At 64.4% G+C, this 22,559-nt stretch carries 22 protein-coding genes; 10 read left to right on the top strand and 12 right to left on the bottom strand.

Translation table 11 applies throughout. The features are described 5' to 3' along the window. Positions 1 to 31 precede the first annotated feature (31 nt). From R4P47_RS22715 to R4P47_RS22695, 5 genes are all read right to left on the bottom strand, one after another. A complete protein-coding gene (locus R4P47_RS22715; protein ID WP_317785828.1) occupies positions 32 to 529 on the bottom strand; it encodes a methylated-DNA--[protein]-cysteine S-methyltransferase in 498 nt (165 codons plus the stop codon). Continuing rightward, the gene (locus R4P47_RS22710) at positions 526 to 1,992 is read right to left on the bottom strand and encodes a DNA-3-methyladenine glycosylase 2 family protein (RefSeq protein ID WP_317785827.1); all 1,467 of its coding nucleotides are present in this window, start codon (positions 1,990 to 1,992) and stop codon (positions 526 to 528) included. Before R4P47_RS22710 ends, R4P47_RS22715 begins: the two co-directional genes overlap by 4 nt. Before the next feature lie 57 nt (positions 1,993 to 2,049). After that, positions 2,050 to 2,220 carry a YbdD/YjiX family protein gene (locus R4P47_RS22705; protein WP_094641195.1) on the bottom strand — a complete coding sequence of 57 codons (171 nt, stop codon included), beginning with the start codon at positions 2,218 to 2,220 and terminating at the stop codon, positions 2,050 to 2,052. Next, on the bottom strand, positions 2,221 to 4,494 hold the full coding sequence (locus R4P47_RS22700; protein ID WP_317548481.1) for a carbon starvation CstA family protein: 2,274 nt from the start codon (positions 4,492 to 4,494) through the stop codon (positions 2,221 to 2,223). Between the two features lie 141 nt (positions 4,495 to 4,635). Further along, the gene (locus tag R4P47_RS22695) at positions 4,636 to 5,817 is read right to left on the bottom strand and encodes an ROK family transcriptional regulator (RefSeq protein WP_317785826.1); all 1,182 of its coding nucleotides are present in this window, start codon (positions 5,815 to 5,817) and stop codon (positions 4,636 to 4,638) included. Positions 5,818 to 5,959: 142 nt separating this feature from the next. Here R4P47_RS22695 and edd point away from each other — a divergent pair, with 142 nt between their 5' ends. Further along, positions 5,960 to 7,783 carry a phosphogluconate dehydratase gene (gene edd / locus R4P47_RS22690; protein ID WP_317785825.1) on the top strand — a complete coding sequence of 608 codons (1,824 nt, stop codon included), beginning with the start codon at positions 5,960 to 5,962 and terminating at the stop codon, positions 7,781 to 7,783. Between the two features lie 30 nt (positions 7,784 to 7,813). After that, positions 7,814 to 8,443, top strand: a complete 630-nt coding sequence (eda, locus tag R4P47_RS22685) for a bifunctional 4-hydroxy-2-oxoglutarate aldolase/2-dehydro-3-deoxy-phosphogluconate aldolase (RefSeq protein ID WP_317785824.1) — start codon at positions 7,814 to 7,816, stop codon at positions 8,441 to 8,443. Between the two features lie 19 nt (positions 8,444 to 8,462). On the opposite strand, the gene R4P47_RS22680 is transcribed toward eda, so the two are convergent. Continuing rightward, positions 8,463 to 9,233 (bottom strand): SDR family NAD(P)-dependent oxidoreductase, encoded by a 771-nt coding sequence (locus R4P47_RS22680; protein ID WP_300520661.1) that lies wholly within the window; start codon positions 9,231 to 9,233, stop codon positions 8,463 to 8,465. Positions 9,234 to 9,335: 102 nt separating this feature from the next. Between R4P47_RS22680 and R4P47_RS22675 the strand changes: the two genes are divergently transcribed. From R4P47_RS22675 to R4P47_RS22655, 5 genes are all read left to right on the top strand, one after another. Beyond that, complete coding sequence (locus R4P47_RS22675; RefSeq protein WP_317785823.1) at positions 9,336 to 10,172, top strand: helix-turn-helix transcriptional regulator; 837 nt, start codon at positions 9,336 to 9,338, stop codon at positions 10,170 to 10,172. A gap of 88 nt (positions 10,173 to 10,260) precedes the next feature. After that, positions 10,261 to 10,581: a CD225/dispanin family protein gene (locus R4P47_RS22670; protein WP_300520657.1), complete on the top strand. Its 321-nt coding sequence runs from the start codon at positions 10,261 to 10,263 to the stop codon at positions 10,579 to 10,581. A gap of 177 nt (positions 10,582 to 10,758) precedes the next feature. Next, complete coding sequence (ychF, locus tag R4P47_RS22665) at positions 10,759 to 11,838, top strand: redox-regulated ATPase YchF (protein WP_317785822.1); 1,080 nt, start codon at positions 10,759 to 10,761, stop codon at positions 11,836 to 11,838. Positions 11,839 to 11,857: 19 nt separating this feature from the next. After that, positions 11,858 to 12,406: a DUF1801 domain-containing protein gene (locus R4P47_RS22660; protein WP_317785821.1), complete on the top strand. Its 549-nt coding sequence runs from the start codon at positions 11,858 to 11,860 to the stop codon at positions 12,404 to 12,406. 172 nt (positions 12,407 to 12,578) lie between these two features. Continuing rightward, positions 12,579 to 13,196, top strand: a complete 618-nt coding sequence (locus tag R4P47_RS22655) for a class I SAM-dependent methyltransferase (RefSeq protein ID WP_317785820.1) — start codon at positions 12,579 to 12,581, stop codon at positions 13,194 to 13,196. Positions 13,197 to 13,221: 25 nt separating this feature from the next. On the opposite strand, the gene R4P47_RS22650 is transcribed toward R4P47_RS22655, so the two are convergent. From R4P47_RS22650 to R4P47_RS22635, 4 genes are all read right to left on the bottom strand, one after another. Beyond that, positions 13,222 to 14,229, bottom strand: coding sequence for a polysaccharide pyruvyl transferase family protein (locus R4P47_RS22650; RefSeq protein ID WP_317785819.1), 1,008 nt, complete (start codon positions 14,227 to 14,229; stop codon positions 13,222 to 13,224). After that, complete coding sequence (locus R4P47_RS22645) at positions 14,226 to 15,128, bottom strand: glycosyltransferase (protein ID WP_317785818.1); 903 nt, start codon at positions 15,126 to 15,128, stop codon at positions 14,226 to 14,228. The genes R4P47_RS22650 and R4P47_RS22645 overlap by 4 nt, the downstream gene beginning before the upstream one ends. Positions 15,129 to 15,194: 66 nt before the next feature. Beyond that, on the bottom strand, positions 15,195 to 16,367 hold the full coding sequence (locus R4P47_RS22640; protein WP_317785817.1) for a winged helix DNA-binding domain-containing protein: 1,173 nt from the start codon (positions 16,365 to 16,367) through the stop codon (positions 15,195 to 15,197). A gap of 4 nt (positions 16,368 to 16,371) precedes the next feature. Beyond that, the gene (locus tag R4P47_RS22635) at positions 16,372 to 17,139 is read right to left on the bottom strand and encodes a metallophosphoesterase family protein (protein ID WP_317785816.1); all 768 of its coding nucleotides are present in this window, start codon (positions 17,137 to 17,139) and stop codon (positions 16,372 to 16,374) included. 147 nt (positions 17,140 to 17,286) lie between these two features. Between R4P47_RS22635 and R4P47_RS22630 the strand changes: the two genes are divergently transcribed. Next, positions 17,287 to 17,616: a hypothetical protein gene (locus R4P47_RS22630; RefSeq protein ID WP_317785815.1), complete on the top strand. Its 330-nt coding sequence runs from the start codon at positions 17,287 to 17,289 to the stop codon at positions 17,614 to 17,616. A 5-nt stretch (positions 17,617 to 17,621) separates the two neighbouring features. On the opposite strand, the gene R4P47_RS22625 is transcribed toward R4P47_RS22630, so the two are convergent. Next, positions 17,622 to 18,995, bottom strand: a complete 1,374-nt coding sequence (locus R4P47_RS22625; RefSeq protein ID WP_317785814.1) for an FAD-binding oxidoreductase — start codon at positions 18,993 to 18,995, stop codon at positions 17,622 to 17,624. Between the two features lie 40 nt (positions 18,996 to 19,035). On the opposite strand from R4P47_RS22625, the gene R4P47_RS22620 reads away from it, so the two are divergent. Continuing rightward, the gene (locus R4P47_RS22620; protein ID WP_317785813.1) at positions 19,036 to 19,575 is read left to right on the top strand and encodes a hypothetical protein; all 540 of its coding nucleotides are present in this window, start codon (positions 19,036 to 19,038) and stop codon (positions 19,573 to 19,575) included. 6 nt (positions 19,576 to 19,581) lie between these two features. On the opposite strand, the gene R4P47_RS22615 is transcribed toward R4P47_RS22620, so the two are convergent. After that, on the bottom strand, positions 19,582 to 20,541 hold the full coding sequence (locus tag R4P47_RS22615; RefSeq protein WP_317785812.1) for an SDR family NAD(P)-dependent oxidoreductase: 960 nt from the start codon (positions 20,539 to 20,541) through the stop codon (positions 19,582 to 19,584). Positions 20,542 to 20,612: 71 nt separating this feature from the next. Between R4P47_RS22615 and R4P47_RS22610 the strand changes: the two genes are divergently transcribed. Then, the gene (locus R4P47_RS22610; protein WP_317785811.1) at positions 20,613 to 22,526 is read left to right on the top strand and encodes an alpha-amylase family protein; all 1,914 of its coding nucleotides are present in this window, start codon (positions 20,613 to 20,615) and stop codon (positions 22,524 to 22,526) included. Positions 22,527 to 22,559 lie beyond the last annotated feature (33 nt).

Raw genomic sequence — 22,559 nt, 5'->3', positions numbered from 1 at the left:
TGTATGTCACCGCCGTCCAAGGCGAGGCCTTTCAGGCCGCCTCGTGTGCCAACAGCCATTCCTTGACGGGCAGGCCCCAGCGAAAACCGCCGAGGGCCCCGCCGATTCGAACCACCCGATGGCACGGCACGAACAGTGCGGCAGCATTGCGAGCGCATGCCGACGCAGCACCACGGATGGCTGCCGGTCTACCCGACAGTTCTGCGAACTCGGAGTAGGTCACCGGCGCACCGGGTTCGACGGTGCGCAGAACTCCCCAGGCGTGCATGAGAAATTCGCCGGATCGTTGCGCGACGGCAACGGAGTCGATGACGGTCAGCTCACCGCGGTGATAGCTCTCGACGGCGCGCGTCACATCGCCGAGATCGGCCGCCGTGCGCACGCTGTCGGGGCGCATCGTCGGGTGGATCAGGACGCGGAGTTCTTCGACATCGGCGGTCCACCCGGATGCCAGGACGCGCTGATCGGCGTCGACGATGGCGCTGAACGGCCCGATCGGGGTGTCCTGGGTGGCGGCGGTGGCAGTCATGGCTGTCTTCTTTCCAATGCGGTGATCCACAGGTGCATCGAGACGTACGAACGCCACGGAGCCCAGCGGCCAGAATCGTTCAACGAGATGTCGAGTGCCTGAGCACCTTGTCTGACGACGAGATCGGTATCGAGCAGAACATCGGGATCGCCGAGCAGCCGCATCACGACGTATCGGGCGGTCCAGGGTCCGATTCCTTTGAGTGCGAGCAGTTCTCGCTCCAGTTCCGGGCCTTCTCGCGCGGGATGGAGCACGACGGTTCCCGACGCGATGGCGTCGGCGACGCGGATGACGGTCTGGACCCGGGCGGCAGGTCCGGTGAGTACCTCGTGGCCTCGTTCGGCGATGACGGCAGGTTCGGGAAACAGCCTGGTGACGGAGTCGTTGCCGAGATCGAGTGGTGCGCCGAGAGCGTCGACGAGTCTAGCGGTGTGAGTGGCCGCAGCCTTCAGCGAAATCTGTTGTCCGATCACGGTTCGCAGCAACATCTCTGCGCCGTCGACCACTCCCAGGGCGCGAATGCCCGGGTGGGCGTCGACGCTCGGTGCCAACTGTGGGTCTGCGCTCAGTGCGTCGTCGACGGCGAGTGGATCGGCATCGAGATCGAGCAGGTGTCGGATTCGGGCGACGGCAGGGGCGAGGTCTCGCATGTCCTGCAATGTTACTGCGGCGCTGACGAATCCATCCATCATCCGCAACGCCACGAGCCCGGCGGCGTGCGGCAGGCTCAGGGATCGCACGTATTCGCCGTCCTCGGCGAACGATTCGATGCCCTCGACCACGTGGCCACGCAGGAACCACTCGATCCAGCCGCGGTCCAGCGGCGGGCGGTACGGCAAGCGCAGGGTGACGGTTCCACCCGCGGTCGGTACGGCAGTGCGGTGCGCTTCTCGACGCAACGTCGACGGGTCGACGGCGAAGACTTCCCTGATGGTGTCGTTGAACTGCCGGACGCTGGAGAAGCCGGCCGCGAAGGCGACGTCGGCCATCGACATGTCGGTGGTCTGAATCAACGTGCGGGCGGTGTGGGCGCGGTGCGCGCGGGCAAGCGCGAGCGGTCCTGCACCGACCTCGGCCGTGAGCACGCGGGTCAGCTGCCGGGTCGAGTAGCCGAGTGTGCTGGCGAGGCCGTCGACGCCACCGCGTTCGACGGCTCCGTCGGAGATCAGCCGCATGGCGCGAGAACTGAGGTCCGAGTGGATGTTCCAGCGTGGGGAACCGGGGCTGGCGTCGGGCTGGCAGCGGCGGCAGGCGCGGTAGCCGGATTGTTGAGCCGCCGCTGCGGTGGCCAGGAACGAGACGTTGCCGGGCTTGGGTGTGCGGGCCGGGCAGGATGGTCGGCAGTAGATGCCGGTGGTGGAGACGGCGGTGAAGAACTGGCCGTCGAACCGTGCGTCACGCGAGGAGACCGCGCGATAGCACCGATCGAAGTCCAGTTCTTGCACCTGCCGTTCACTGCTCATGCACCTACTGTGTCAGCGCGGACGCGTCGGTGCTAGCGGAAATCGGACATCACCGTGTCAGCAGCATCGAGCTCCCGGGTTCCGGTCCGCCTCCGCGTGCCTGTCCTTCCAGTACTGCCGCACGGTCGGCGGTTCCTGATCCGGATGGTGGCGAGCCAGATGGGCGACGTAGCGGTCGTAATCGTGATCGCCCATCACCGAGGTGATCCACCACCACAGCCCGCGCATCTAGTGCGCCGATCCGGGTCGACGGACGGTGCCCGCCTCGATCAGCTCGTCCCATTCGGCCTGGATCTTCTTCTCGGCCGGGGTGAGCACGAAGCCGGTGGGGCCGAAGATCTTCGACGGCACCTCGGGCTCCTCGTTGTCGGGCAGATTGTCTCCTCGAACTGCCTTGATGCACACCCATACTCCGGCGATCACGACGACCAGGACCAATACCGCGAAGATGATCGACAGCGTGCCCTGAATGAAGGTGTTGCGGATGACGGCGTCGATCGCCTCGGGTGTCTTGGCGCTGCCGAACTCGCTCAGGCCCTGCGCCTTGGCGTCGCGAAACTGGGAATGCTGCGTCCAGTAGCCGATGGCCGGGACGGAGGAGAAGATCTTCTGGTACGACGCGGTCATCGTGACGATGAGGTCCCACGCCAGCGGAACCCCGGGAATCCAGGCCCACTTGTAGAGGCCGCGCTTGACGACGATGACCATCACCACCGTCAACGCGATGGCGGCAAGGAGCTGGTTGGCGATACCGAACAGCGGGAACAGGGTGTTGATGCCGCCCAGTGGATCGGTGACGCCCATGAGAAGGATTGCGCCCCAGGCCGCGACGACGATCAGCGAGCAGATCCAGGCACCGGGGCGCCAGGACGGATCCTTGAACTTCTTGGCCGAGGCTCCGGGCAGGTTGCCGATGCTGTCGGAGAGCATGAAGCGTGCGACGCGGGTGCCTGCATCGACCGTGGTGAGGATGAACAGTGCCTCGAACATGATCGCGAAGTGGTACCAGAACGACTTGAGCGATTCGCCGCCGAACACCTGGTGCAGTACCTCCGACATGCCGAACGCGAGAGTCGGTGCGCCGCCGGTGCGGGAGATGATCGACTCCTCGCCCACATCGGTTGCCGCCTGGCTCAATTCGGCCGGGGTGATGTCGCCGCCACTGAGCCCCAGTCCGTTGACGTACGTCGCCGCAGTTTCCGGAGTGCCACCGGTCAGCGTTGCCGGAGCATTCAACGCGAAGTAGATGTGCTGATCGAGAACACATGCGGTGATCAGCGCCATGATGGCGACGAACGACTCGGTGAGCATGCCGCCGTAGCCGATCATGCGCATCTGCTTTTCCTTCTCCAGCAGCTTCGGCGTGGTGCCGGAGGAGATCAGAGCGTGGAAGCCGGACAGCGCGCCGCAGGCGATGGTGATGAACAGGAACGGGAACAGCGAGCCCGCGAACGCCGGGCCGTTGCCCTCGGTGGCGAAGCTCGTCATCGCGGGCATCTGGATCTCGGGGCGCGCGATGAGGATGCCGACGGCCAGCAAGGCGATGGTGCCGACCTTCATGAACGTCGACAGGTAGTCGCGCGGGGCGAGTAGCAACCACACCGGCAGGATGCAGGCGAGCAGGCCGTAGCCGATCAGCAGCCAGGCGACGGTCACCTTGGAGAGGGTGAACCAGTCGGTGCCCCAGTCGGTCTCGGCAACCCAGCCGCCGGCGACGATGGCGAGTAGCAGCAGTACGACGCCGATGAGTGAGACCTCGGTGACGTTGCCCGGTCGCAGGAAGCGCAGGTAGACGCCCATGAACAGTGCGATCGGAATGGTCAGTGCGATGGAGAAGACGCCCCACGGGCTTTCGGCGAGCGCGTTGACGACGACGAGTGCAAGGACCGCGATGAGGATGATCATGATGACGAACACCGCAATCAGCGCGGCGGTACCGCCGACGACTCCGAGTTCGTCGCGGGCCATCTGTCCGAGGCTGCGGCCGTGGCGACGCGTCGAGATCCACAGCACCAGGAAATCCTGGACGGCACCGGCGAACACGACGCCGATGATGATCCACATGGTGCCGGGCAGGTAGCCCATCTGAGCGGCGAGGACGGGGCCGACGAGCGGGCCTGCTCCGGCGATCGCGGCGAAGTGGTGGCCGAACAGCACCCGACGATCCGTCGGCATGTAGTCCTTGCCGTTTTCCAGAATCTCGGCAGGAGTGGCGCGGTCGTCGCGTGGGAAGACGATCTTGCGTTCGATCAGCCTGGCGTAGAAGCGGAAAGCGAAGATGTACGTACACACCGCGGCGATGACGAACCAGACGGCGTTGGGATTCTCTCCGCGGACGATCGCGATGATCGTCCACGCAACACCGCCGAGTAGGCCGATGGCGACGAGCATCAGGCGCTTGATCGGGGTCATCGGATGTGACTCGACGACGCCGACCGGCGGTAGGTCGGGATCTGTCTTCAGCAATTCGACGTGTGGTTCGTCGGCCGCTTTCAGTGACATGTGTGGGGTCTCCAGGATCGCAGGTGTGACTGCGATCACCCTATGTGGGCCGCCGGTGTGCGTCCTCGAATCGACGCATCGCGGTGCGCCCGGCGGTCGCTGGAGTGCGACGAGCGGCAATCGCGGCGACGATGCCCGCGGTCAGCCGCCCAATGCGTCGTCGACGGCCCGGGCGCTGAGCACCTGATCGAGCACCAGCGCCGCACTGCCGATCACCCCGGAGAGGTCACCGTGGGTGGTGGCCTGGATGGTGAGGGCTTTGGTGGCCAGCGCGGTGGCGTTTCCGTAGACGGTCTCGCGGAGGCCGGCGACGAAGATGTCGTAGGCGTTCGCCATGTCGCCGCCGACGATCAGGACCTCGGGGTTGAGCAGGTTGACGGCACCGGCCAGGGTTTCACCGATGTGCCGTCCGCTGTCGCGAATGAGTCTGCGTGCTTCGGGGTCGCCGCTCACCGCGAGATCGACGACGCCGCGAACGTGGCCCACTGCGCGGCCCTGCTCGTTGAGTGCGCGCACCAGAGCCCAGCCGCCCGCGATGGCTTCGAGGCAGCCGCTGTCGCCGCACCTGCATGCGACGCCTGCCGCGGCAGCGGTCTTGGTGTGGCCGAATTCGCCTGCAGCGCCCAATGATCCGCGCTGCAATGCGCCGCCTGCGACGATTCCGGCACCGAGCCCGGTCGAGGCCTTGACGAGTAGGGCGTTCTGGAAGCGATCTCGATTGTCGCGGCGTTCGGCCAACACCATGGCGTTGGCGTCGTTGTCGAGGAAGACCGGAGCAGACGTGGTGTCGGCGAAGAACGGTGCCAGCGGCACTCCGTCCCAGCCGTGCATGATCGGCGAGTCCAGGCTGCACCCTCGGTCGGTGTCGGCGGTGCCGGGGATGGACAGTCCGACGCCGAGGATGCGGTGGTCGGTTCGGTGCGATTCGTCGAGCAATGCCTGCAAGCGCTTGGTGATCTGCGGCATCAGCTCGTCCGGGCCGACGCCGATTTCCTGATCGACGGTGTCGCTCGCGAGCAACTCGCCGCCGAGGGTGAACACGCCCAGTTGGGAGCGGCTGCGGCCGATCGCGGCGGCGAGCACGACTCCGGCGTCGATGTCGAAGGACAGTCTCGCCGGGGGCCTACCGCCGGTCGAGTGCGTGTCCTCGGTTTCGATGACCAGGCCGAGCTCGGTGAGCGCGGCGACGCGGGAGGCAACGGCCGATCGGGAGAGTCCGGTGATTCGGCCGAGTTCGGCACGAGTAGCTGCTTCTCCGTCGCGAATCAGAGCGAAAACCTCACCTGCCGTCGCAGGTGGAGCGCTCAGGCGCGGCATGGACATAGACGCCATTCAACCAACTGGCAACTTCTACGGCAACAGCCTAAGAAGTGTCACTTATGACTTTGAAAAGCATAAGTTGGGTTGCCGATGGACTTAACTGGCTTTAGGCTGAGTCGTGAGAGACCGAACATCGGAGATACTCATGGACACACTTCATCCGGTCCTGCGTCAGGTCACCGACCGCATCGCAGACCGCAGCCAGTCCGACCGCACCACATATCTCGCTCGAATCGCTGATGCCGGGGATCAGGGCCCGGCCCGTGGCCGACTCGCCTGCGCCAACATCGCCCACGGCTTCGCGGCCTCCGGCAAGGCCGACAAGCAAGCGCTGCGTGGCATGGTCAAGCCCAACATCGCGATCGTCTCCGCCTACAACGACATGCTCTCCGCGCACAAGCCGTTCGAGACCTACCCAGCCATGCTGAAGAAGTCGGTCATAGACGCCGGCGGCATCGCGCAGTTCGCCGGTGGGGTCCCCGCCATGTGCGACGGCATCACCCAGGGCCGTGACGGCATGCAGCTCTCGCTGTTCAGTCGCGACATCATCGCGATGTCGACCGCAATCGCGTTGTCTCACGACATGTTCGACGCCACCCTGATGCTCGGGGTGTGCGACAAGATCGTCCCCGGAATGCTCATCGGCGCACTGAGTTTCGGCCATCTGCCTGCGGTGTTCGTGCCCGCCGGGCCGATGACGTCCGGACTCCCCAACGGGGAGAAGGCAAAAGCGCGCCAGCTCTACGCCGAGGGCAAGGTGGGGCGCGAGGCTCTGCTCGACGCCGAGGCCGCGTCGTATCACAGTAGTGGTACCTGCACGTTCTTCGGAACAGCCAATTCCAATCAGTTGCTCATGGAGGTCATGGGCCTGCATCTGCCGGGATCGTCGTTCGTCAACCCCGGAACCGCGATGCGCGACGCGTTGACCCGCGAGGCCGCCCACGTCGTCACCGGTCTGACGTCGCTCGGCGACAATTACACGCCGGTGGGGGAGGTCGTCGACGTCAAGTCGATCGTCAACGGCTGCGTTGCACTGCTCGCCACCGGCGGCTCGACCAATCACACGATGCACCTCGTCGCCATCGCGAAAGCCGCGGGTATCACGTTGACCTGGCAGGACCTGTCCGATCTGTCGGCCGTCGTGCCGCTGATGGCCCGGATCTACCCGAACGGCAAGGCCGACGTGAATCACTTCCACGCGGCCGGTGGACTCGGGTTCGTCATCGGGTCTCTGCTCGACGCCGGGTTGATGCACGAGGATGTGAAAACCGTTGCCGGGCCGGGTCTGCGGCGCTACACGCAGGAGCCGAAGCTCGACGGCGACGGGGTGATGTGGCAGGACGGTACTCGGATGAGCCACGACGACACCGTGTTACGAGGCGCGAACGAGCCGTTCAGCGCCGACGGCGGACTGAAGATGCTGACCGGGCCGATCGGTAAGTGCGTCATCAAGACTTCTGCACTGGCACCCGAACATCGCGTGGTCACCGGACCGGCGCGAGTGTTCGATGATCAAGCCGACTTCCTCGAGGCATTCGAAGCAGGGCTACTCGACGGCGACTTCGTTGCCGTGCTGCGTTATCAGGGCCCGAAGGCCAACGGTATGCCCGAGTTGCACAAGCTCACCCCGGCTCTCGGAATTCTGCAGGACAAGGGACGTTCCGTCGCGCTGATCACGGACGGCCGAATGTCCGGTGCCTCCGGCAAAGTCGCTGCGGCAATTCACCTCACGCCCGAGGCCGCGAGTGGGGGACCGATCGCGAAAATTCTCGACGGTGACATCATCACCCTCGATTCCCTAGGTGGCACACTGTCGATCGACGTACCGCTCGACGAGTTCGAGGCACGGCCGGTCACCGGCCGAGCCTTGGACAAGGACGAGTGGTCCAGCACCGGTCGCGACCTGTTCTCGGGCATGCGTGCGCTCGTCGGCCCGGCCGACGAGGGTGCAATGTTCGTCATGCGCTGAGTCCCTGTAACTGAAGAAGAAGGTAAGAACGTGACTGCATCTCTGCTCGACCGCGTCCCCGTCATCCCCGTCGTCGTCATCGACGACCTCGATCATGCCGTTCCGATTGCCCGCGCCCTGGTGGCGGGCGGAGTGCCCGTCATCGAGCTGACCCTGCGGACACCGGTGGCCCTCGACGCCATCGAGCGCATCGCCGCCGAGGTTCCCGACATCCTCGTCGGTGCCGGCACCATCATCACCCCCGGTCAGGCCAAGCAGGCCGCCGATGCGGGCGCTCAGTTCCTGGTGTCGCCGGGCTGCACTTCGGGATTGACCAAAGCCATGCGAGACACCGGGCTACCCCACTTGCCCGGTGCCGCAACGGTATCCGAGGTGCTCACCCTCCTCGAAGCCGGCTACACCGAGCTCAAGTTCTTCCCGGCCGAGGCGTCGGGCGGGGCGAACTTCCTGAAGTCGATCCACTCGCCGATCCCGGCCGCACGCTTCTGCCCGACGGGTGGCATCTCGACCGCCAATGCGTCGACGTACCTGGCCCTGCCGAACGTCGGCTGCGTCGGGGGATCGTGGCTCACTCCGGGTTCGGCCGTGGCGCAGGAGGATTGGGACGCCGTCACTCGGTTGGCCGAGGCCACCTCGACGCTGAAGACCTCAGCTCAGTAGCGGTCTTCGGTACGCGCGTTCATCCGCGGGTGACCGAGATACCGCCGTCGACGTAGAGCGTTGTACCGTGCACCATCGCGGCGTCGTCGGAGACCAGGAACAACACACCGTTCGCGATGTCCTGTGGCGAAAGGACAGTGCCTGCAGGCGTTCCGGCCGTCATGGCGTCCAACACCTCCCGCGCATCCTCGTTGCCCGGCGTCAGCGTCGCACCGGGTGCGAGAGCGTTGACCCGCACGCCGCGTGGGCCGAACTCGGCGGCCCAACTGCGCGTGAGTTGTTCGTCGGCAGCCTTGGTTGCGGAGTACATCGCGGCGAACGGGCTCCCCATCGTGGCCATCCACGATCCGATGTTCACGATGACGCCGCTGCCGCGCTCGGCCATGGCCGGTGCCAGTTCACCGACGAGCACGTGCGGAGCTCGGACGTTGACGGCAAGCATGGCGTCGAGTTGCTCGTCGGCGAGATCTGCGGTTGCGGTGGCGGGATAGATGCCGGCGTTGTTGATCAGAATGTCCACGCGACCTTTCAGAGCGGCGGTGGCGGCCCCAGCGAAGTCGCGGATGTCCTGGTAGCTGCCGGAGAGGTCCACCGGCACGAAACTCGCGGTGCCGCCGGCCGCGGAGATTCGATCGACCACCGCCGAACCCTTCGCGGAGTCGCGGCCGCTGACGACGATCGATGCTCCGTGCGCGGCGAGAGTCGAGGCGATTGCGGCACCGATACCGCTGGTGGATCCGGTGATGACGGCGGTCCGTCCGGAAAGTCGCTGTGATGCAGAAGAAGTCATGACGTCATGTCTACGGGCGCTGAACACGGCCAACCAGGCGTCACTCGACCTAGGTCTGGCATGACCAGGCTGGCAACCATCGGTGTCGCTACTGTGGAATTCGTGAGCAACGACAGGTCCGCCCTCAGCGCGTTTCTGCGTGATCGGCGCGACCGCATCACCCCCACCGAGGCCGGACTGCGCACGTATCCCGGTGTCCGACGAGTGCCTGGACTGCGGCGGGAAGAACTCGCTGCGATGGCCGGAGTGAGCCCCGATTACTACAGCAAGCTCGAACAGGGTCGGCAGGCAAACGTGTCGATCGAGGTGCTGCGAGCGATCGCTCGGGCGCTGAAGTTGAACGAGGTGGAGTCGGCTCATCTGCTCGACCTTGCATCTCCCGCCGGATCCGTCGATGACGCCACTGAGCGACCGGATCCGGGATTGCTCCAGGTGATGAGGACGCTCGATCACGTTCCGGTGCTGCTACTCGGACGCTCGGGCACCATACTGGCCAGCAACGCATTGGTTCGATCAGTGCTGAGTTTGCCGTCGGCGGCCGGAGAATCGCTGTTCGACTATCTGTTTCGCAATCCCATCGCCCGCGAGCGAATCGTCAACTGGTCGCAGTTCGCGGCCGCCGCGGTCGCCAATCTGCGCCGCGAGCTCGCTCGTCGACCCGGGGACCGCGCGCTCACTGCGTTGATCGACGAATTGCGTTCCACGGAGCCTTTTTTCGAGCAATGGTGGAGCGACCACGAGGTTCGTGAATTCGAACGCGCAACCAAGATCATTCAGCATCCGTCGGCGGGGACCCTCGAATTCGGTATCGAATTTCTGACCTCGCCCAGCGAGCCGGGGCAGAGTCTCATCGTCTACACGGTCGAGGACGGGTCGAGCACCGCCAAGATCTTGCCGATCCTGGCGAGCTGGGACCCCAATTCGGCAATCACCACCTGAACTCGAGATCGACCGGATTCGATTCGGTGGAACCCAACGCGTCGGTACGGCGTCCTACTGGTTGTCCGTCATCGAACAATCGGGGGAAATGATCATGTCGAATCCGTACGAGCAGTCAGAGTTCCAGCAGCCCTATCCGGCAGCGCAGTCCTATGTGCAACCACCGACTCTGCCGTCGTCCAATGCGGGATGGGCCGTCGTCGCCATCATCTTCTTCTGGCCGTTGGCCATCCCGGCCTTCAATCACGCACTGAAGGTGCACCCGCTGTGGATGATGGGGGACGCTCAGGGCGCGCTCTATTCGTCGAATCGTGCCGGGTTCTTCGGCAAACTGTCGCTGGGGATATTCGTCGTCCTCATAGTCCTGTACTTCGCCTTCATTGCCTTGGTCGTCGCGAACTCGTACTAGGGCCAGGCACTTGACTTCGACGTAACTCAGGTTTCTCGCATCGCGGGCATGGACACAGAGTCCGATCCGGATCGTGCCCGCGCTGACGTGGTTGTGTCGCCGCCCAGGGTGCCCGGCCTCGTCGCTGGCCGGGCACTGTCCGAGCTGGTGGTGTCGTCAAAGTAGACTCCATAGACCGTGAGCCTCACCCTCGGAATCGTCGGACTGCCCAACGTCGGCAAGTCCACCCTCTTCAATGCACTGACCAACAACGATGTGCTGGCCGCGAACTATCCGTTCGCCACCATCGAGCCCAACGTCGGTGTGGTCGCGCTGCCGGATCCCCGGCTCGAGAAGCTGGCCGAGGTGTTCGGTTCGGAGAAGCTCGTGCCTGCGTTGGTGTCGTTCGTCGACATCGCCGGCATCGTCAAGGGTGCGTCCGAGGGCGCAGGACTGGGCAACAAGTTCCTCGCGAACATTCGTGAGGCCGACGCCATCTGCCAGGTCGTTCGTGTCTTCGCCGACGACGACGTGGTGCACGTCGACGGTCGCGTCGACCCGACCGCCGATATAGAGGTCATCGAAACCGAACTCGCGATCGCAGATCTGCAGACCCTCGAGAAGGCCATTCCGCGCCTCGAGAAAGAGGTGCGGATCAAGAAGGATCGCAAGCCTGCACTCGACGCGGCGCTGGCAGCGCAGGCTGTGCTGAACGACGGCAAGACGCTGTTCTCGGCCAAGGCGAAGCTGGACTTCGAGCTGCTCGGTGAATTCCAGCTGCTCACCACCAAGCCGTTCCTGTACGTCTTCAACGCCGACGAGTCCGTTCTCACCGACGATGCGAAGATCGGCGAACTCGCTCGCCTCGTCGCTCCCGCCGACGCCGTGTTCCTCGACGCGAAGATCGAGTCCGAATTGCTCGAACTCGACAAGGAATCGGCAGCGGAACTGCTCGAATCCGTCGGACAGACCGAGCCCGGTCTCGACGCTCTCGCCCGCGCAGGCTTCCACACCCTCGGCCTGCAGACCTACCTCACCGCAGGCCCGAAAGAGGCCCGTGCGTGGACCATTCATCGTGGTGACACTGCACCGCAGGCAGCGGGCGTCATTCACACCGACTTCGAGCGCGGATTCATCAAGGCCGAAATCGTCTCCTTCAACGACCTCGTCGCCGCGGGTTCCATGGCCTCGGCCAAGGCTGCGGGCAAGGTGCGCATCGAGGGCAAGGACTACATCATGTCCGACGGCGATGTCGTGGAGTTCCGCTTCAACGTCTAGTCGCGAATCTGCAGAATCGGTGGCGCAGTACGACCGCGTGTCGGATATTATTACCGCGGTGGTACGCGCCACCGACTGCGCTTCCACGTGGCAACCACGTGAATCATCGAGGAGAGGCCTGACCAGCTCAGGACATGTCCGGATGGGGTGCGGCGCAGAATTGCGCCATCTTCATTCCGCCGATGCCCGACATCGGTTGACGAAAGGACATGACATGTCGTCGAAGGACGAGAAGAATTTGGCTCAGGTGATCGAAAAGATCTCGAAGATGGACGAACCTCGGCGTTCGGTCATGCAACGTGTGCACGACATCATCGTGTTTGCGGCCCCCACGTTGAAGCCGCGGATCTGGTACGGAATGCCCGCCTACGCGAAGTCGGCGAGCACGCCGGCGCTTGTGACGCTGCGCAACGACGATCGATTGAATCTGGCCATCACCGAGAAGGCGGCATTTCACGCTGCCGGTGGCGCGGACGGGCAATTGATGCCGGCGGCGTGGTACTTCGAGACTGTGGACGACGCTACGGCGCAGCGTATCGCCGAGATTGTTCGTTCTGTCGTCGACTGAGCGAGCACGCTCGGTAGACCGAGGGTCCCGGCGGGACAACGAGGCTCACGGGACCCTCGCCGTGACGGAAGATCCAACAGGTCCGTGGTGGCGTGTTCTGCGAGTGGGCGTCGTCGTCTGCGCCGCCCACCGATGCTGACTACGCTCCGAATCAGACGATAGGAGAACGTGAATGGGTCTGCAGGAACTCGAGGCATTGGTGCACCGAACAGCCACTGCTGGGGAACCTTTCGAGCGTGGAGCCGACGAGGCGGAGCAGGCATATTTGTCTTCGCTTGCGGCCCGGCCGAGTACGAAGCTGATCTGTGAGGTCGGGTTCAATGCCGGCTTCTCGAGTTGGGCGTTTCTCGACGCATCGCCCGATACGACCGTCGTGTCCTTCGACCTGGCCGCGTACGCCTACAGTGCCGCCGCGAAAGCCCATATCGACGAACACTTTCCGGGCCGCCACACCCTGATTCAGGGTGACTCGCACACCACCATCGCGGCCTATGCGAAGGAACACCCGGACATGCGGTTCGACGTCATCTTCATCGACGGAGACCACTCGGTGGAGGGTGCTCGCGCAGACCTCGACGATCTACGTGCGCTCGCTACCGCAGAATCGGTCGTGATCATGGACGACATCACCCCGTGGCTCTGGTTCGGCGAAGGCCCCACTCAGGCCTGGCAGGAAGCGGTCGACGAGGGTCGGATTCTGCACACGCAGTACTTCCGCGACGGAGAACCTGTCGAGGCCGTGACACCTCCGGCCGCTCGCGCCTGGGCCGAGGGCCGCTACCCCTTCTGAACCTCCCCGCGGTGTCGACCAGCGTTCACCCGCGACAGTCGGACACGGCCTGCCGAACCAACTCGGCAGCCTCGTCGGAGTTCGATGCGTAGTGGACATTGTCGAAGCGGTGCAGGTAGGCGTCGTAGATGCCGGATACCTTCTTGTTCGCGTTGTCCATCGCCACGACACGTTTGCCCATCATTGCGGCCAGTACGGCAGCGTGCAGCCGATCGGTGAGCACGACAGGAGCTAGGTTCAGAATGCGTTGGGCCACACGAAGGTTGAGCTTCGCAGTCTGCTCGTACGAGCGTAGGAGAGCGGGGTAGAGCAGCCGATTCGTTCTGGGGAAACGTTGCGCAATCAGAGTCGGCAGCATCACCGCCGTCGAGATCGCCAGATCCGTTCCGCGTAGGCCCCAGTCGTAGTGCACGGACGAGGCGTCGATGTTCACCGCCGCGTGGCCGAGGCTTTCCGAATCGGCGCGCAGGAGTTTCACGACGTCCACTGCAGTGCCTTCGGCGCTTCGAGCGATGTCGGCACCGAACGCCATGTCCGGACAGTATTCGACGCGGTTGTTCGGGAAATGAGCGAGCGCCAACTCGTACGAACGTTTTTCACGCAGCATGAGGGTCAGATCCGGGTGCTGTGCGTACAGGGCTGCGGTCCTCGCAAGGGCGTCGGTGTCGGCAAAGTCGATGCTCTGGGGAAGACAGACGATCTTGTTGCGAGGAAACCGCGCAACGATCGCTTCACGGAATTTCTGGTCGATCGGCCACCGGTCACCGAAATTTCCCCCGCCTTGCAGAAACAGGGTTCCGTCACCGATTCGTTCTTCGAGAAGAGCATCGTTGTGAGTGAAGGGATCCGACACGTAGTCGACATGCACGTTCAATCGCTTCAAATACTCGACCTCGCCGGCGTAGATGAGTGAGTCGCCGGCGTTGTAATGATTCGGAAAATCCAAGTGAGCCACGCGATCGCCCGGTGCCGCATGAGTCCGCAGGACGGCGAGAGTCTCCTCGCGTATCGCGTCGATGGTCCCGCGGGTCATCGGACGCTCGGCCGCTGTCGTCTGACGAGCGTCGTCACTCGAATCCGCAGTGCGCCATAGTGAATCCCGATGTAGTGAGCCCACAGACCGACGGGCATCGGTCTCAGTAATTTCGGTAGCCACGGATTACGAACTGTCGCAAGATAAAAGATCGACACTGCATGTACGGGGATCCGGACGAACGACGACGGGTGCGGGCAGCCCGCCGCACGGTGCTTCGTCGACAGTTGATAGGACGTGTGCCCATAGGCGCGCCCTTGCACGAACGATCGGCGGACAGTGGTTCTGATGCGGTAGGCGACCAACGCATCGGCGGCATGTCCGAGCGTCAATCCCGCTTGCTGAATCCTCCACGAGTAATCGACGTCCTCGGCACCGCCGATGAGGTCCTCGTCGAAGTCACCGACCTTGTCGAAAACTTCACGCCACATTGCGAAGTTGCTGCCCGGCGCGTAGGGCAGATAGGCAGTGGGGAACAGAGCGCCGGGTGGCGGTACATTTCGCCACTCCGCCACGTCTGCCGAATTGAGGGATTCGATTTCGAGTGCGCCGCCCACGGCGTCGAAGCTGTCGAGCGCACGCACCATCGCAGTCAGCCACGTCGGATGAGCGACGTCGTCATGGTCGACGACGGCCACGATGTCACCGCGTGCGGCTTTCACGCCGACGTTTCTGGCGTACGAAACTCCACGCTTGGCGGAGGCGTCGACCCTACGCATCGACAGAGGCAGAGAGAGTTCTTCGAGGTGTGCGCGCAGGCCGTCGGTCGAGCCGTTGTCGCTGATTATGAGCTCGACATCGCCCGTGTAGTCCTGTCCGGCGATGGCCTCGAGCTGCTCGTCCAGATCGGGCAAACCGTTGTACACGGGGAGGACGATGGAAACCAGACTGATCGGCACGGTCTGACCCTACCGCGAATTCGAGCGCTGATCGGTCGCGTGCATTGCTGACCAGGCGCAGGTCGGCTACTTCTTCCCACGAAGTTTCTTCTCCAGCGGTGTCGGGAAGGAAGGGACCACCGGGGTGCCGTCGAGCAGGGTGGTGAGTCGTTCGACCTCGGCTGCAACTGCTTTCGATGCCGTCGATCCGACGTCCTCGAGCAATTCGGTGACCACCTCGCCGGAACCGGTCACCGCCCAGCCGCCGACGATGCGGCCCCCGGACCAGATGGTCGGGCCGATGTTGCCGAAGGTGTCGAACAACGGGGCCTTGTGTTCGCCGAGATACCAGGTGCGGTGCTTCCAACCCATCGGCGTCGGATCGAGTGCAGGTAACAGCATGACGTCCGTGCCGGACGGCTTGTCGAAGTTAGTGCTGGGCAACATAATTCCGTCGCCCTCGGTCAGTTCGAGTGCCACGGTGTCGAGACCCGAGACCGCCCCGCGAGTCTGCGTCTTGTTCCAGCCCGTCCACCACTGCAGATCGTCGAGGGTTGCAGGTCCGAACACCTCGAGCCAGCGTCGTGCCAGGTCCGTCCTCGCCTCGGTCTCGTCGAGATCGGGAATCCCGTCCGGCCACCAATGATCGATCGGTGCCCATGCGTGCCGTCGGGAAGTCCACGCGCCCCGTGGTTCGACGCGCACCAATTTTCCCTCGGCGGCCATCATCACCAGCACCTCGGAGGTGACGTACCGCCTGACGTCGTACACCTTGTCGGTGGTCGGCAGCAGCGCGGTCTTGAGGCCGGGCACGGCTGCCGAGAGCTCGGCTCCGGTGGCGGTCCCCATCGATCGCAACGCCGATTCAGTCTCGGCTTCGGTTGCGGCGAGCCATGATTCGACGTCGGGAATCACCGGTTCGGTGGGCAACGTGGAGACTTGCTTGATCAGTCGCGCTCGCATGGTGCGCGAAACCCCGAGGCTCGCCGCAGCGTGAATCATCGGAACGTCGTCGTGAGCGACGACGAACATCGTGCGCCGCATCGCCATCAATCGCACCAGGCTCCGGCGCTCGTACATCGCATCACGAACATCCGAGAGTCCCAGTGTTCGGGCGCGGGCCAGCACCGACAGATACACCGTCGCCGGATCGGTCGCATGCAACGCGAGAAGTGACGACACCACAGCTTCGGCGGTCGAGGCATGGGCGAAGTGCTGCGCGACGAGCCGGTGTCGGCGCTGAGCGTCGGTGATCTTCACGCGATCAGTGTGACGGCATGTGTGGCGCAGGGCCGACGAATCCGGTGAGAAGAGCGTCGGCGATGTCGATCATCCCGTGTGCGCGGGCATCGGCGGCTGCACCGACGTGGTCGTATTCGACCAGCTCGAACGAGACTGTCCAGCTGCCACGGTCGTGGTCGTCGAGTACCGCGTAGCGTGCATGCGGAGACCCGGATTCCATGACGTGCGGGTAAGGCTGATCGTCGTCGTACGCGGGGGTGCCGACGCTTCCTGGATTGACCACGAGTGTGCCGCTGGGGAGAGTCCACTGTCGCTGCAAGTGGGTGTGTCCGCAGGCGATGACAGCTCTGTCGGTGAAACCTGCTGACCGGTCGAGGATTTCGTCTTCGGTTGCCTCGCGAGAGCCGTCGGGGTCCACCGAGTGCAGAAAGTACTGCTGATCATCGGTGGGTGTTCCGTGCACTGCGAGGATTCCGTGATCGAGGTCGAGTGAGAACGGCAGCGAGCCCAGCCACTGTCGATGCTCGTCGTCGAGTCGATCATGGGCGTGCCGATCCCAACTGCCCATGGAATCGGGATGCTGTTCGAGCAGATAGCGATCGTGATTGCCTGCGATAGTGGGGAAGTCCAGCGCCATCAACCGATCCGCAGTTCGACGCGGATGCAGGCCGCCGGAAAGTAGATCGCCGAGATTGATCACCGACTCGACGCGATGGCGTTCGATGTCTTCGAGGACGGCGTCGAGCGCCGCGATGTTGCCGTGAATATCGGCTATGAGAGCTACTCGCACGACCACAGAATCGCAGCGTGGGCAGTCGACTGCAACACGGCAGCCCCTGGCGCGATCGTTGCGACCTAGAACTGCGTGGTGGCGCATTGCTATTCGACCTGCGAGACTGCGCTGACGGGAACCGATGGGGAAGTAGGTGACGGTCGCATGGTGGCTGCGGTGTGTGTCATCACCTTCGCTGTGCTGCTTCACGTCGTCGCAGCTCGAATTGTCGCTCGTGAGAACTACGGCCGTAGATTGCCCACTGCGAACGGCTCGTATCCGGTCAGACCTGCCCGACGCGCCCGACGCGCCCAGACTGCGGGTTGGATACTGAGCCTTGTCGGTGCGCTACAGCTCGGCAAGCATTTCTGGCTGACCGAGCCGTGGCTGGCCGTGAGCGTCGTGGTCGCGGTTCTCGTCCTGGTCAACGGCCTGCCGAGTCTCCTGGTGACCGTGCTGCACAACGGCAATCTGCGATCACAACCACAGGGCTGAAACCGTTACGACGCGAATACCTTGCCCGGGTTCAGGATTCCGTGGGGATCGAGCGCCTTTTTCACCGCGCGGTGCATGTCCAACACCACCGGATCGAGTTCTTGCACCAGACCGTCCATCTTGAGCAGTCCGACTCCATGCTCGCCGGTGACGGTGCCACCGAGTTCCAATGCCGCGTCGATGATTTCGGCGAAGGCGGCCTGAGCCCGCTCCCGAGCCGGGAGGTCGTCGTGCGGCGTGATGAGCAATGGGTGCAGGTTTCCGTCGCCTGCGTGGGCGATGTTGGCGATCGTCGTCTCGTAACGCAGGCCGATCTGCTCTATGCGTGAGAGCATCTCGGGCACATGCTTCTTCGGCACGCAGACATCCTCGGTCAATACCGGCCCCAGGCGCTCCATCGCGGGATACGCCAACCGTCGGGCAGCGAACAGCGCGTCGGCCTCCTCCTGATCCGTCGAGACCGCGGACCACGTGGCCCCGGCCTCCTCGAAGCACGAGAGCATCTTCTCGGCTTCCTGGTCTCCGATGAGTCCGGGATCGTCGATCCGTCCGAGCAACACCACATTCGCCTCCACCGATAGCCCCATGTTCTTCCAGGCGTCGACAGCGATGAGGCACTGCTTGTCGATCAGCTCCAACGCGGATGGCGTCAATCCGGCGGCGGCCACCGCAGCGACGGCACGCCCGGCGTCGACGATCGAATCGAAGTAGCCGGCGACGGTCCGCTGCGGATCCTGGAGCGGACGGAGCTTGAGCGTCACCTCCGTGATGATGCCGAGCGTGCCTTCCGATCCGACCATCAGGCCCGCAAGATCGTATCCGGCAACACCTTTGGCGGTCTTACGTCCGAGCCTCACCAATTCTCCGGTGCCGGTGACCACCTGCATGCCCATGACGTAATCGCGGGTGACGCCGTACTTCACACAGCACAGTCCGCCGGCGTTGGTGGCGACGTTGCCGCCGATGGTCGACCATGGAGCGCTCGCCGGATCCGGCGGGTACCAGAGACCCTGTTCGGCAACCGCTGCCCGCAAATGGTCGTTGACCATCCCTGGCTCGACGACGGCGTAGCGCTCGAGCGGGTCGATCTCCTTGATCGCATCCATGCCGTCGAGGGCGAGCACGACGCATCCCTCGGTGGCGTTCGCACCACCGGACAGTCCGGTGCCCGCCCCGCGAGTGACAATGGGCGCGCCGTGAGCGAGGCATGCGCGAACGACGGCCTGCACTTCCTCAGCGGTGCGGGGCCGAACGACCGCGATCGGGACCGAATACGGTGCCCACTCTGCCTCGTCGTGCTGGTACGACGCGATGACGTCGGGATCGACAACGATCCGATCCGTGGGGAGCGAGTTCGACAACCGATCGACGAGCGACATATCTCGACTGTAGCTATGCGATGTCCGATAGCGTCGGGTCATGGCAGTCGACTTTTCGTGGTCACAGTTTCTGTGGATTGTCTTCGTTTTCGTCGGGGTGCCGTCGACGTTCTGGGCGCTTGTTCTGTGGGCCGTCTTCGCGAAGCGTCGAGAAGGAAGGGGAACCGGTCCGCTCGGCTTGTGGGCCACCGGATCGACTGCTGCCGCATCGGGTTTCGTAGCGTGTGCAGGGTGGCTGAGTTGGTCTGCCGACTACCGAGGCGAAGTGCGTGGCCCTGGTCTCCCGGCCCCGAACGAGTTCCCAACATGGCAAGTCGCTGCGTGCGGTGCGACGGTCGTGTTGCTGTGCCTGCTGGCAGCGCACCTGTCACGATGGCCGAAGACCGGTGGACACGTATCTGCGTTGGGCATGACGGCGGGCTTCTCGACGGCGTTCTGCGTCGAAGCGAGTACCGATGTCACCGGGCAGTCGGGTGTGGGTGTCATTCTGTGCATGCTCGGCTGGGGATTCAGCTTGACCCTGCTGATCCTCATTCGAAACGCGGTCGTTGGGCGGAAACAGCCTGCACGAGAGCCGTGAACGACGTCAGATCTCGATACCGGTTGCCTCGACCACGCTGGCCCACAAGGCATCTCGCACGCGAGGTGAATCACCCCGCCACGACGGGTAGTGCGTCGGACGCGGGGCTCGGTCGTGCCAGAACGTGCCGGTACTGGTCAACGCCTGGTCGGATGCGACGAGCCAGACGATGGTGTCGGCCCCGTCGTCGGCACTGCGCAGAATCGGCTTCATCACCGAACCGAACAGTGGCATCGATCCGGTGACGCCGGGTGTCGCCGCCCAACCGGGATGCATGCTGTGCACCACCGGATCGTCTTCGAGTGAGAACCGCTCGGCCAGTTGCTCGGTCACCACCACCTGCATGCGCTTGGTCCTGGCGTACGCCGTCATACCGGAGTACTTGCCGTTCTCGTACTCGAAATCGGCGGACTGCAGCGGCACCGGGTACATGCCGCCGCTGGAGACGAACACGACCCGCGATCCGGCGTCGAACAGCTCGCGCAGTCCCACCGTCAGCGCGACCGGCCCCAGAACGTGGGTGGCGAAAGCAGATTCGTGACCTTGCGCGGACAGCTGCCGCCCATCCGGCATGACCCCGGCGCAGTGCACGAGCGCGTGCACCGCGGTGAGTTCGGACGCCAATGTCGCGATCAACTCGGCAACGGAATCGAGATTGCTGATGTCGCACTCACGCACCACGAGCGAGGCGTCGGGCACCTCGGCTCGGATGGCGGCGGCCGCGCACTCCAGCCGATCGGCAGACCTGCCGACCAGGTGCACCCGAGCCCCCAACCTGGCCAGTTCCTTCGCCGTGGCTGCGCCCAAGCCGGACGACGCACCGGTCACCACCATGTCGATGGGGGAGGGGAACGGCGCCGGATCCGCGGCCCAGAATCGGCGACGCACCGTGGCACCGATGCGGGAGTATCCGGGAACGACTGCTCTGTCGAGGATCGTGTCCAGCGTGCGGGTCAGCAATGACATGGGCCTCTGATACCCCGCGGTAACCGGATGTATGCGCGCCCGCACGCTGGGGTCGATGCCAGAATGTGTCCATGGTTCACCCCGCCGTCTCCGACGACACCCGAGGCATCCTCGCCGAACTTCCCGCCCACCGACGCGAGACGTTCGAGTTGCGTCTCGAGCAGTGGTTTCCCGATCTGCACGACGCGGTCACCGCCGTGTACCCCGATCCCGATGCCGTGGCGGCCACCCTCGTGGAGATCGCTGCGCGCGCCTATGCCGCCCGCCCGGAGGATCTGCACCGGCTCGATCAGCGTCGTTTGCTCGAACCGGACTGGTTTCAGCAGCCGGACATGTTCGGTTACGCCTGTTACGTCGACCGGTACGGCCGAACCCTGCGCGGGGTGGGCGAGCGGCTCGACCATCTGACCGAACTAGGTGTCACCTACCTGCACCTGATGCCGCTGCTGCAACCGCGGCCCGGCGACAACGACGGCGGCTACGCGGTGATGGACTACCGAGCGGTGCGCGAGGATCTCGGTACCAACGAAGACTTACGGGCACTCGCGGAGACGCTACGCGGCCGCGGCATCAGTCTAGTAGTCGATCTGGTGCTCAATCACGTTGCTCGCGAACACGAATGGGCAGAGAAGGCGCGCGCAGGCGATCCGAAGTATCGAGACTACTTCCTGATCTATCCCGATCGCACCACCCCGGACTCGTACGAGCGCACTCTCCCCGAGGTGTTTCCCGATTTCGCGCCCGGCAGCTTCACCTTCGACGGCACACTCGGCGAGTGGGTGTGGACCACGTTCAACGAATGGCAGTGGGATCTGAACTGGGCCAATCCCGCTGTGCTGCAGGAGTTCGCGAGTATCGTGCTGCACCTGGCAAACCTCGGAGTGGAAGTGCTGCGCCTCGATGCGATCGCATTCCTGTGGAAGCGGCTGGGAACCAACTGCCAGAACCAGCCCGAGGTGCACGCGGTCACCCAGGCCTTGCGCGCCACCGCTCGACTCGCTGCTCCGGCCACGTTGTTCAAGGCCGAGGCGATCGTCGGACCCCGGGATCTGCTGCCGTACCTGGGTCAGGGGCGGCACACCGGCCGAGTCTCGGACATCGCGTACCACAACTCGCTGATGGTGCAGGTGTGGTCGATGTTGGCAACGGGCAGTACAGCATTGGCGCGACACGCTTTGGCGTCGTTGCCCCCGACGCCGCCGAGTGGCACCTGGGTGACCTACGTTCGCTGCCACGACGACATCGGCTGGGCCATCGACGACGGCGACGCGGCGTCTCTCGGACTCTCGGGCGCAGGGCATCGCCATTTCCTGGCCGACTGGTACTCCGGGGAATTCGACGGCTCCTGGGCCGAAGGCCTTGTATTCCAGTACAATCCGGACACCGGCGACCGCCGGATCAGCGGAACCGCAGCAGCGCTGACCGGTCTGGGCCCGTCCCGCCTGGATCCCGACGGCGCGTTCGGACGAATCTTCCTGGCGCACGCCGTTATTGCCGGATGGGGCGGAATTCCTGTCGTCTGGAGCGGCGACGAGCTCGGGTCCCCGGGCGATCCGAACTGGGCCGAGGAACCAGCTCATGCCGAGGACAACCGGTGGGTGCATCGGCCGCGCGTGACCGACGCCGATCGCGCCGGCCGATTCCAGCAGGGGAGCGACGCGCAACGAGTGTTCGACGGGATCGCGCGGATCGCGAAGGTGCGCGCCGGACTACCGATGTTGCACGCCGAGGCACCGGTGGACGTACAGAGTGAGTCGGACGACGGTCTGCTCGTGGTGCGCAGACGGCATCCCAGCGGCACCCTCGTCGCCCTCTACAACGTCACCGCCGAACACCGGTCGTTCCCGCACGCGCAGCTGATCGAACTCGGAATTCCGGCCCCGGTCGAGGTTCTCTCACAGCACGATCTGCAGGTCGACGACGCCGGTTCGGTGTGGTTGCCGCCGTATGCGGCGTGGTGGATCGTCGACAGCCCGCTGCGTTAGGAGAGGCGGAGCCGTGACCGGGCTGTTACCCTC

Origin of the sequence: Rhodococcus sp. IEGM 1370 (assembly GCF_033142325.1) — a bacterium.
In the GTDB taxonomy this organism is placed as follows: domain Bacteria; phylum Actinomycetota; class Actinomycetes; order Mycobacteriales; family Mycobacteriaceae; genus Rhodococcoides.
Note: the sequence above shows the minus strand (reverse complement) of the source record. Positions and strands in the feature narration are given on the sequence as shown.

Excerpts from the sequence above, each read along its gene's own strand:
- R4P47_RS22620 (WP_317785813.1), top strand. The coding sequence starts at position 19,036 with ATGGCAGTCGACTTTTCGTGGTCACAGTTTCTGTGGATTGTCTTCGTT.
- R4P47_RS22630 (WP_317785815.1), top strand. The coding sequence starts at position 17,287 with ATGGTGGCTGCGGTGTGTGTCATCACCTTCGCTGTGCTGCTTCACGTC.
- R4P47_RS22625 (WP_317785814.1), bottom strand. The coding sequence starts at position 18,995 with ATGTCGCTCGTCGATCGGTTGTCGAACTCGCTCCCCACGGATCGGATC.
- R4P47_RS22615 (WP_317785812.1), bottom strand. The coding sequence starts at position 20,541 with ATGTCATTGCTGACCCGCACGCTGGACACGATCCTCGACAGAGCAGTC.
- edd (WP_317785825.1), top strand. The coding sequence starts at position 5,960 with ATGGACACACTTCATCCGGTCCTGCGTCAGGTCACCGACCGCATCGCA.
- R4P47_RS22700 (WP_317548481.1), bottom strand. The coding sequence starts at position 4,494 with ATGTCACTGAAAGCGGCCGACGAACCACACGTCGAATTGCTGAAGACA.
- R4P47_RS22670 (WP_300520657.1), top strand. The coding sequence starts at position 10,261 with ATGATCATGTCGAATCCGTACGAGCAGTCAGAGTTCCAGCAGCCCTAT.
- R4P47_RS22715 (WP_317785828.1), bottom strand. The coding sequence starts at position 529 with ATGACTGCCACCGCCGCCACCCAGGACACCCCGATCGGGCCGTTCAGC.
- R4P47_RS22610 (WP_317785811.1), top strand. The coding sequence starts at position 20,613 with ATGGTTCACCCCGCCGTCTCCGACGACACCCGAGGCATCCTCGCCGAA.
- R4P47_RS22650 (WP_317785819.1), bottom strand. The coding sequence starts at position 14,229 with ATGACCCGCGGGACCATCGACGCGATACGCGAGGAGACTCTCGCCGTC.
- R4P47_RS22695 (WP_317785826.1), bottom strand. The coding sequence starts at position 5,817 with ATGTCCATGCCGCGCCTGAGCGCTCCACCTGCGACGGCAGGTGAGGTT.
- R4P47_RS22680 (WP_300520661.1), bottom strand. The coding sequence starts at position 9,233 with ATGACTTCTTCTGCATCACAGCGACTTTCCGGACGGACCGCCGTCATC.
- R4P47_RS22705 (WP_094641195.1), bottom strand. The coding sequence starts at position 2,220 with ATGCGCGGGCTGTGGTGGTGGATCACCTCGGTGATGGGCGATCACGAT.
- R4P47_RS22655 (WP_317785820.1), top strand. The coding sequence starts at position 12,579 with ATGGGTCTGCAGGAACTCGAGGCATTGGTGCACCGAACAGCCACTGCT.
- R4P47_RS22710 (WP_317785827.1), bottom strand. The coding sequence starts at position 1,992 with ATGAGCAGTGAACGGCAGGTGCAAGAACTGGACTTCGATCGGTGCTAT.